At 30.0% G+C, this 10,345-nt stretch carries 9 protein-coding genes, 1 tRNA gene and 1 rRNA gene; 9 read left to right on the top strand and 2 right to left on the bottom strand.

Going from position 1 to position 10,345, the window contains the following annotated elements; genetic code table 11:
* The 6 genes from rrf to BUA82_RS17495 all read left to right on the top strand — a co-directional run.
* A 5S ribosomal RNA gene (gene rrf / locus BUA82_RS17520) occupies positions 1-95 on the top strand; the annotation flags it as partial.
* 6 nt (positions 96-101) lie between these two features.
* Positions 102-176 (top strand) — tRNA-Asn (locus BUA82_RS17515).
* Positions 177-523: 347 nt separating this feature from the next.
* A complete protein-coding gene (locus BUA82_RS17510) occupies positions 524-1,519 on the top strand; it encodes a polysaccharide deacetylase family protein (RefSeq protein WP_073011402.1) in 996 nt (331 codons plus the stop codon).
* A 121-nt stretch (positions 1,520-1,640) separates the two neighbouring features.
* On the top strand, positions 1,641-2,327 hold the full coding sequence (locus BUA82_RS17505; protein WP_073011399.1) for a response regulator transcription factor: 687 nt from the start codon (positions 1,641-1,643) through the stop codon (positions 2,325-2,327).
* Positions 2,328-2,336: 9 nt separating this feature from the next.
* Positions 2,337-3,716 carry a sensor histidine kinase gene (locus BUA82_RS17500; protein WP_073011396.1) on the top strand — a complete coding sequence of 460 codons (1,380 nt, stop codon included), beginning with the start codon at positions 2,337-2,339 and terminating at the stop codon, positions 3,714-3,716.
* A gap of 26 nt (positions 3,717-3,742) precedes the next feature.
* Complete coding sequence (locus tag BUA82_RS17495) at positions 3,743-5,257, top strand: hypothetical protein (protein WP_073011394.1); 1,515 nt, start codon at positions 3,743-3,745, stop codon at positions 5,255-5,257.
* Positions 5,258-5,289: 32 nt separating this feature from the next.
* Here the strand turns inward: BUA82_RS17495 and BUA82_RS17490 are convergent, their stop codons facing one another.
* Positions 5,290-7,119, bottom strand: a complete 1,830-nt coding sequence (locus BUA82_RS17490; RefSeq protein WP_073011392.1) for an LTA synthase family protein — start codon at positions 7,117-7,119, stop codon at positions 5,290-5,292.
* A gap of 227 nt (positions 7,120-7,346) precedes the next feature.
* Here BUA82_RS17490 and yedF point away from each other — a divergent pair, with 227 nt between their 5' ends.
* On the top strand, positions 7,347-7,925 hold the full coding sequence (gene yedF / locus BUA82_RS17485) for a sulfurtransferase-like selenium metabolism protein YedF (protein ID WP_073011390.1): 579 nt from the start codon (positions 7,347-7,349) through the stop codon (positions 7,923-7,925).
* A 114-nt stretch (positions 7,926-8,039) separates the two neighbouring features.
* Positions 8,040-8,924 carry a diacylglycerol/lipid kinase family protein gene (locus BUA82_RS17480; RefSeq protein WP_073011387.1) on the top strand — a complete coding sequence of 295 codons (885 nt, stop codon included), beginning with the start codon at positions 8,040-8,042 and terminating at the stop codon, positions 8,922-8,924.
* Between the two features lie 193 nt (positions 8,925-9,117).
* On the opposite strand, the gene BUA82_RS17475 is transcribed toward BUA82_RS17480, so the two are convergent.
* Positions 9,118-9,603, bottom strand: coding sequence for a hypothetical protein (locus tag BUA82_RS17475; RefSeq protein WP_073011384.1), 486 nt, complete (start codon positions 9,601-9,603; stop codon positions 9,118-9,120).
* A 244-nt stretch (positions 9,604-9,847) separates the two neighbouring features.
* Between BUA82_RS17475 and BUA82_RS17470 the strand changes: the two genes are divergently transcribed.
* A complete protein-coding gene (locus BUA82_RS17470; protein ID WP_073011380.1) occupies positions 9,848-10,312 on the top strand; it encodes a LytTR family DNA-binding domain-containing protein in 465 nt (154 codons plus the stop codon).
* The last annotated feature ends 33 nt before the right edge of the window (positions 10,313-10,345 follow it).

Below are 10,345 nucleotides of genomic sequence, written 5' to 3'. Positions count from 1 at the left end.
TAACACCCGTTCCCATTCCGAACACGAAGGTTAAGCTTCATAGGGCCGATGGTACTGCACGGGAGACTGTGTGGGAGAGTAGGACGTCGCCAGGTCTGTATTCCGCGGTAGCTCAATGGTGGAGCACTCGGCTGTTAACCGATAGGTTGGAGGTTCGAGCCCTCTCCGCGGAGCCAAAAACTCAAGTTGGATTGCAACTTGAGTTTTTTATATTCATGTAAAAAAACAATTGAGAATTGACAATTTAGAATTTAGAATGATAGATAATTTTTCTGAAAAAGCATCAGAAAAACTTTAAATTTATTAATAAAAGAAGTCATTCTGGCTTATCTTTAGCGTGGTCAAGCTCCTCAGAGCTTGACCACGCTATACTATATTCAAAGAAACTTCATGAGTTTCCTCCTTCATTCTAAATTCTAAATTCTAAATTATCAATTATCTCTATACTTTATGTGTACAAACTGTTAATATATAATAGATAGATTAAATAATTAGGACTAACTAACAAAGAAGGATGGATATTATGTCAAAGAAATCAATATTTTCTCGTAAGAGTAAAAGGGAAAAAAGGAAAAAAATTATAATAACTTCCTTAGTGACGATTTTGGTACTGTTACTTATTAGTGGTATTACATATTTTGCAATAGATTATTATAAATCAGGAAAAATATTTTCAAAAAAACAAAGTAAAAATATTCAGCAGGAAATTGCTTTAGGTGATAAGAGTCAAGTTCAAGAGGAAACTAAAACAGAAGCAAAAAAAGAAGAGCAGATAAAAACATCTCTTCCTACGGATGTAAATAAAAATTCAAACACCTCTATAGAGGGAGATAAATATACTTTCAGTACTGCAGAGGTTCAAAGGGTTAATGAAAAAAGTACTCCTACAGATGGAAAAAAGGTAGTATTTCTAACCTTTGATGATGGACCATCTATGAACAATACCCCTAAAATATTAGATATTTTAAAAGCTAATGACGTAAAAGCAACATTTTTTATTATGACTAAGAACTTTACCGATAATCCAGCTACAGCAGAAGTATTAAAAAGGGAACTGATAGAGGGACATGCTATAGGGAATCATAGTTCTTCTCATGACTATAAAAAACTTTATCCTAATAGAAAAGCTAATATGAATAATATAATGGAAGACTTTACTACAGCAAACAATACCTTAAAATCTATTTTAGGTGAAGGCTTTGAAACAAAGGTAATAAGATTTCCAGGGGGGTCTATGTCATGGAAGGAATTACAACCTGTTAAGGAGGCCTTTGCTGCAAAAGGAATTTCTTATGTAGATTGGAATGTTGATTCCTCAGATGCTAAATCACTTAAAAGAACCAAAGATGAAATAGTTGCAGAGGTTAAGAAGGAAGTAGAAGTTAATGAAGGGGCTAAACTAGATAAGATTACAATACTAATGCATGATGCAAAAGCAAAAGAAGCTACTGTACAAGCATTACCTGAAATAATTGCTTATTTAAAAGGTAAGGGGTATGAATTTAGAACATTAAAATAAAATTATAAAAGAGAAGTGATAAGATTAAGTTATTGCTTCTCTTAATTTTTTAATTATTTATTTTATAGGGTAAAATGGTATAATAGAAATAATACATAAGAAGGGTTAGGAGGTAATGTTTATGAATAAGATCCTTCTGGTTGAAGATGAAAGCAGCATACGCGGTTTCTTGAGAATTAACTTTGAAAGAAATGGCTTCAAAGTTTTGGAAGCAGAATCTGGAGAAGAAGGACTAAGAATAGCTGCTATAGAAAAACCAGATGTAGCAATATTAGATGTTATGTTACCAGGTATAGACGGTTTTAAGGTATGTGAAGAACTAAGAAAGATATTCCCTGCTATAGGCATAATGATGCTAACTGCTAGAGGACAAGACATGGACAAGATTATGGGATTAGAATATGGTGCTGATGATTATGTAATTAAACCTTTTAATCCTATTGAAGTAACGTTAAGGGTAAAAGCACTATTACGAAGACTAGACGAAAAAGATGAAGAAATTAATGAAGAGTTAATTGAAAGTCCTCCTTTTAAAATTGATACATATGCACAAAAGCTTTTTAAAAATAATATAGAAATTGATGTTACGCCTAAAGAATATATGTTAATGAAAATATTTATTGAGAATCCAGGGAAGGCTTTTAGTAGGGATGAGTTATTGAACTTAGCATGGGGATACAACTTTGTAGGGGATCCTAAAATAGTAGATGTAAACATTAGAAGATTACGGTCTAAGGTGGAGGAGAATGCTTCTGAGCCTAAATACATCGAAACCATTTGGGGAACCGGTTATAGATGGAGGAAATAGAATTAATTTATGAAGAGCATTAAAAGTAAACTTGTTGGGAATTTTATGCTTGTTATATTTACAAGTATCTTTATACTTGAATTACTTCTCATAGGCTTTGTAAAGCAATATTATTATAACAACACTGAGCAGATGCTCTTAAGTCAAATAAAGGTTTCTGCAGATTTTTACTCCAGGTACTTTGCAAATTCAACATTAAGAGAAAATATTACCGAAAGTGTAGATGTATTTTGGAATCAGACAGAAGCACAAGTACAGATTATAGATATTAAGGGAACAGTGCTTTTAGATTCCTTAGGGGTTTTACATGATGAGCCGTTAAGTACCATTGATGTTAAAAAGGCACTTACCGGTGAAAGTGGACGATGGATAGGCCAAGTAGACTATGATGCTCCAGATGTTATGGCTGTATCCTATCCCCTGGAAGCCAACGGAAAGATAATTGGAGTTATTAGGTTTGTTACAACACTAAATGAAGTAAATAAATCTATTAATATGATAGCATTGATATTTATAAGTATAGGACTAGCTGTTTTATTCATTACTATTATAGTTAGCGTATTTCTTGCTAATAGTATCATTGTTCCTATTAAGGAGCTTACGGATGTAGCAGAACATATGGCATCAGGAGATCTAACTATTAGGAGCAAGAAATCTAATGAAGACGAAATAGGAAAGCTCTCTGATACATTAAATTATATGGCAGAGGAACTGAAAAATAGAGAAATACTTAAAAATGAATTTATTTCTTCAGTATCTCATGAATTAAGAACACCTCTCACTTCTATAAAGGGATGGGTAGTTACCCTTAATGATGATAATGTGGACAAGGAAATGCTAAATATGGGATTTGAAATTATTGAAAAAGAAGCTGATAGACTTGCTGCCATGGTAGAGGAACTTTTAGATTTTTCAAAATTTGTATCTGGCAAAGTAACTCTAAAAAAGCAGTATGTTTTTATTAAAGAAATTATAGACTATATAGAGATATCTATGAGGGCTAGGGCTGAAAGAGAAGGAATCCAATTAATAGTAAATGTAGAAGAGGATATACCGCAAGTTCTTATAGATAGCAATAGAATTAAGCAAGTACTTATTAATCTATTAGACAATGCCTTTAAGTTTACTAACGTAGGGGGAGAAGTTGAACTTTTAATAAGTAAAGATGAAAAAAATTTGTATCTAATAGTGAGAGATAACGGGTACGGAATTGCTAAAGAGGATTTACCAAGAATAAAAGAAAAATTTTACAAAGGTAAGACTTCTAAATCTAAAAATGGAATAGGACTTTCTATCTGCGATGAAATTGTCAAGCTTCATAAAGGAAGCTTGGATTTTGTTAGTGAATTAGATGTAGGGACAGAGGTTAAGGTAACATTACCTCTATAGCATTATGAATTAGGAGTTTAATTTCAATGAAATATAAATTATCATTTATAACAATATTATTATTATCGATATTTATAACTGGTTGTAATAACATTGGTATTCAAGGTGGAGATATGATATCTTCTCCTAAAAATGCGAAAGTACCCATAAAGGGTACTTGGAAAATAACCAAATATAAAATAGTAAATGACAAGATTGCTAATAAAACCTCTCTTGATAATATGATAGGTAAAGAAGCTAAATTTGGACAAAATATAGCTCTCTTTCATGAGGAGGTAGTTCTAAATCCACAGTATAAAATGAGAAAAAGTACTTCATCCTATTATTTTGTATATTTTTATAAAATTAATCCTAAAAACTTGGGTATTGATATGGATTTGATGGATATTATCACTATTTACTCTTCAGATAAATTATTTTATGAGTTTATTAGAATAGATGATACTACAGGACTCATGTATATGGAAGGGGCATTTTTATATCTCACCAAGACTTCAGATGAAGAACCTAAAAATAAGAATTTGGGCTTTAGTGCTAAAGTGAATAAAAGTTTACAAGTACAAAAAACATCTTCTGGAGTACTTATTGGACTTAAAAAGGAGAGAGAAACTACAAGTAGTAAGAAACATCAACTTGATTATAGAACTTTATGGATATCTTCAGAAGATAATAACTTTGATTATATCTATGAGATGCCTAATTTAGTTATTCCTCGAGGAAGAGGCTTCTGGAATGTGGAAGTAAAGAAAAATACAGAAAATAACTTGGTAAAAGAGAGGATAGTTGCTAACCCCATTTTTGATGATAATAGTGCACCTAACAACCAAGATTCTGAACAAAATACAAAAACTATAGAAGATCAAAATATTCTTGTTAATGAAAATAATAGAATTATTAATGTTATGTTTGCTGGCAATGATTATGTAACTGCTGAAATTATTGATTATTCTGAAGAAAATCCTAATATTCCTCATATAAGGGTTATACCTTTAGATAATGTAACCTTAGGAGAGGGAATTAAGATATCTGATATTATAGGACAGGCAGGGAAAATATCCATGGATCAATCTGCTGCCGCAGCTTTAACCTCAACAAATAGAGAATTAAGAGAGGTATTGGAAGAAAACCCAAAAGAAAATAGCTTTACTGTATCTAGAAGAAATGGTCATTGGATATTAAAAGGAAGAATAAATTCATTGTCACCTGAATATTCCGATAAATATTTAGATTACGATATAAATATGATTCCTCCTTCTAAACTGGTTAATTATGATAATCTATATGTTACCTGGAGTAAAATTAAAGACATAGTGCCAGAAGCCATAGATGCTTATACCTCTCCTAATCAAGACTTCGCTTTGATATTTTTAGATTCAGAAATATTAGTTTATGAAATAAGCAAAGGAGAGCTAGCTGAAAGCCCGGTAAGAAGTATAAATATAGATCCTAAAGAAAAAGTGGTTATGGCTCAGTGGGCAAAGGGCGATGAAACTCAAAAGTGGTATAAAGTTGTTAAGGAAATTGGAAAAATAGTAAATTAAAAACTCTAAAGGGAATCCCTTTAGAGTTTTTTTTATTTTTTAAAATAGTTGCTTTTTATTACTTTATCAGATATATCAAAGCCTTTTTTTATTTCATCTGTTTCATCTTTAGTTAAATCCTTATTGGATAATATACCATTATTGGTTAAGGCAAAAGACTTATTAGTTTTCAAAAGGTTTCTACCCATAACTGAGTTTACATATTTATTTTCTTCTACGCCCATAAGGTAACACAATGTTGGCATTATATCTACTTGTCCACCTATCACATCATTTTTTACAGGAGCATTTAAATCTTTACTATAAATGATTAATGGAAGGGTTTGATTTTCGTTATCCAACCAATTTTCCTTAGGATTTTTTAATTGAGCAAGCTTATCATTATAATATTTGTGTACCCCTCTATGATCCCCTGTGATTACCACTACTGTATTATCTAATATACCAGAAGCATCTAAGGAATTTAAGAATTCACCAATATGCTTATCTGTATAATGTAATGATTGGAAGTAGTCCCCTAATATATTATTCTTTAATTCACTTGTGAACTTCAGATCTTTATATTTATCAGGTATTTCAAAGGGACCGTGGCTAGTTAGTGTTACTGTGTGAGCATAAAAGGGCTTTTTCAAGCTTTTTATCTTTTCTGCAGTTTGTGGTAAGAATATGCCATCACTCATACCCACTCCTATGGTTTCTGTGTCATTATAATGAAAATAATCTATGAAGTTATCAAAGCCAATTCCTTTTAAACCCGCAGCATAATTCCAATAAGAGCCTTTATCTGGATGAAGAGAAGTTGAGGAATATCCAAGTTCTTCCAATAAATTAGGCATAGAATTATAACTTGTGTTAGGATACCTGAAGAATGTACTTCCTTTTCTTATAGGAAAGGTAGAGGTATTTATTATCAAGTCTGAATCTGAACTATTACCTTCATTTACCTGATCATGAATATTAGGAAAATATATAGAATTTTTAAGTAATCTATTGATATTGGGAGTTATCTCCGCACCATCTACTTTTTCATTTATAGCAAAGTTCTCAAAGGATTCCACTTGAATTATTAAAAGATTTTTTCCTTTGAATAGTGACTTATAATTATTATCAGGATTGTTTTCTGCTTTCTTTAAAAACCATTCATCTATGGATGATTTTTCTTCCTTACTTAGTATATATGGCTTTGAATCCTTATATACAGTATAAACATCTAAAATATGATATCCTAAAGGTGATAAAAACTGAGATGTTTGTGTGGGATCGTAGTTGCTAAATACATAGTCATACTTAACGGATCTTTTAAGTACATTAGCAGAAAAAGGTATATATGCAATAAGTAAAAATGGGATTAAAAAGGTGGTTATAAAAGCACCTAAATTTCTCTTTTCTGTTTTTTTATCCTTTAAGGTTAATATAAAAACTATTAGAAGTATAATTAAGTCTATAATAAGTAAAATATCGTAAGAACTTATCAAAGAAAGAACACTGCCAGAAAGATTTTCTAAATTTGCTGTTTGAGTAATAACGGTAATGGAGGGCAGTGTAAAAAAACCTCTAAAATACCAAAGGTCTAAAAATAAAATTAAGGTGATAAAAATATTTGCTAATAATAGATATAGCCTTCTACCATAATTTTTAAATATAAAGGAAAAGCTTAATAAAATTAAGGCAAAGCCTATATAAAATCGCATAAAGGGCTGAGAATTGCTATAACCTTTGTATAAATCTAAAGCATATGGGTTTTTATTCATTATAAAGCTATGAAGTATAATGGTCTTATATAATAAAGCCAAAAGTGTAATAATATAAAAAAATGCATTTGTTTTATTTATATCTTTAATTCTTTTTAATAACTTGTCCATTTATTAAATCTCCTTTTAGTTAGTAAGTCGCTAAAACTATAATATTATAACTGTAGAGATAAATCAATTGTTATATATATTGAAAGAAGGGTTTCTTTGTCAATAGCATAGTATATTATAAGTACTTATAGATAGATGTTTATTTATAGATAAATCAAATATAAGTAGTTTATATGAAAGTGTTATAATTGTTTTATTGAAATAGATTTTTAAAGGGAGGATTACAAATGCATATAATTGATTGCAGAGGATTATTATGTCCTCAGCCAGTGATAAACACCAAAAAGTATTTTGATACCTTAGATAATGGTAGTGCAGAAGTAATAGTTGATAATGAAGTATCAAAGAATAATGTGAGGAAGTTTGCTGCTAGCAAAGGTTTCAGCAGCAGTGTTTTAGAGAAGGATGGAAACTATCATATTGAAATAGTTAAAGATGACAGTATCAAATGTGCACCTATGAGTTTTGATGATAGTTTAACTATAGTTATTACATCAGATAAATTAGGGGAAGGAGAAGATGACCTAGGTATTACCCTAATGAAAAGCTATATATTTGCTCTTTCTGAAAATGATGTGGTGCCAGAAAACATTATTTTTATGAATGCTGGGGTTAAGCTCACAGTAGAAGGTTCTAACTGCCTAGAAGGGTTAAATAAGTTAAAGGATAAAGGGAGTAAAATTACTAGTTGCGGTACATGTCTAGACTTTTATGGACTTAAGGATAAATTAGTTATAGGTGATATATCTAATATGTACTCTATAGTAGACGAAATGAATAAAGCTGCAAAGACTATAAAGATATAATAAAGAAGTCTCTCATTTTGAGAGCTTTTTTTATTATATCTAATATTCTATTAAAATCACTTCTATGATATAATTAATAATCAATTAACTGTGAATGCACAAGAGAGGTAATATATGAAACATTTATTTATTATAAATCCTGAAGCAGGTAAGGGAAAGGCTATATCATATCTGGAGTCAATTAAGAATATATTTCAAGACATGGAAGATGAGTACCATATAGAGGTAACGGAACACCCTGGACATGCTACTCAAATTGTGAAAGAATACACTTCTAAGGAAGACTATAGAGTTTATGCCATAGGTGGTGATGGTACATTAAACGAAGTATTAAATGGCATTATAGGATCTACTAGCTCTTTAGCGGTGATACCTGCAGGAAGCGGTAATGATTTTGTAAAAAACATAGTTTCAGAAGAAGATGAAGATATTCTCCTAAAGACCATTAATGGAAAAGAAAAGTACATGGATTTAGGTAAGGTAAATGATAGATATTTTATCAATATATCTTCAGTAGGATTTGACTCAGAAGTGGTTTATAATGCTAAAAGTATGAAAAAAATAAAGTATATTTCAGGTTCTACAGCTTATATAATAGGGATACTAAAGACCCTATTTAATTTTAACCCCATTCATGCAGAGATAACTATAGATGAAATGAAATTTAACAGAGATATTTTACTCGCTGCCATTGCCAATGGAAAGTGCTATGGGGGGGGAATAAAAATCGCTCCCGATTCCAGCGTATTTGATGGTATATTTGATATATGCTTAATAGATAAGGTATCAAAATTAAAAATTTTCTTTTTATTTCCCCAGGTTATTAAAGGAAAGCATAAGAATATAAAAGAAGTTAAATTTTATAAAGCTAAAAAGGTATCTATAAATAGTTCTAAAGAATTTGTTATCAATATTGATGGAGAGTTAATTAAGGACAAGCACATAGATTTTGAAATCATCCATCATGGAATAAAAGTAGTAATGCCAGAGGCAATTTAGAATTGAGAATGAAGGAGGAAACTCTAAGAGTTTCTTTGAATATATCAAAATAAAAAACTCCCTTGGGAGTTTTTTTGTTTTGTATAGTTTTGTAAGCTTTTCTGATGTTTTTCAGAAAAACTATCCTTCATTTTAAATTCTAAATTCTTAATTAATTAGGTCCTTCTAAAATAGTATATTTTTTTAACTTCTACTACTTTTTCACTATTACCAGTATTCCAGCCATTATGAGGATTAGTGGGAAGATTAAATTCCCGGACATCCATGGGAAAATATTTTCTAGTAAGATGGATAGGAAAGAAACTATAAATACTATAAGAAGAATTAGACCTAGTATCAAAATGCCTCTATCTTTTTTATAAAATAGGTAGTATTGAAGAAATCCTACAGCTACAGAAAGGGTATAAAAGGGCCAAATATAGTTAGAGAATCTATTACCTGTAAGTTTTTCAAACATAAAAATAAGACCTAAAACCATAAGAATACCACCGGGAATAAGGTTTCCTCCGGAGCTTCTATCTCTGAAAAATTTTAATTCAAACATTACGCCTACTAAAAATAATATTATAGGCCATAGAGTGGCAAAGCTAAAATAATTTACCTGGAAAGTTATATTCATAAGATAAGCTATTCCAATGAGTATTAACACAATTCCTAGAATTATATTATTTTTTTTCATTTTTACGCCTCCTTTAGTAATTAATAAAGTAGTTTTTAGATAAAATATCATGAAATTTATATAAAAGTATTTAGAAGTGGTATATTATAACCGATACATTAAATGAGTAATAATAACATTATATTAATCTAAATATTCATATGATAATAATACCATTTTTAATATTAAAATTACAGTTATTCTATTATATTTATGTAAAGAAATGCATTGTTATACTTATTAAATATTTACAGAGGGTGTTATAGTGGAAAAGATTTTAGTTTTAGCAAAAGATGAATCCGCTTTAAAGGATTTAAGAGAATTTATTGAAAACCATGAAAATATAAAAGAATTTCAGCTTAACACTGAGGGAAAGGAAGAACAAAATTTTAATTTAGGGGTAAATAAACTTCCTATATCAAAAGATGGATCTGTGTATTTTATAAATTACGAAGATATATTATATATTAATGTAAAAGGAAGGGAACTTAATATAGTAACTTACAATGCTACTCATACTTGTGAAGAAAGCTTAACCTTTATTGAAAATAGGCTTAAAGGCAACACCTTTATGAAATGTCATAGAAGCTATATTGTAAATTTAACTAAAGTTAATAAAATTACTCATTGGGTAAATGGAATATATCTTTTAGAGCTGGAAGGCATTGAAGAAAAGGTTCCAGTGAGCAGAAGCTATTATAAGGATTTAAAATTAATATTAGAAATATAAAGAATGGGAAACCATTCTTTTTAGTTTAGTATA

The organism is Clostridium amylolyticum (genome assembly GCF_900142075.1).
GTDB lineage: Bacteria > Bacillota > Clostridia > Clostridiales > Clostridiaceae > Clostridium_AA > Clostridium_AA amylolyticum.
Note: the sequence above shows the minus strand (reverse complement) of the source record. Positions and strands in the feature narration are given on the sequence as shown.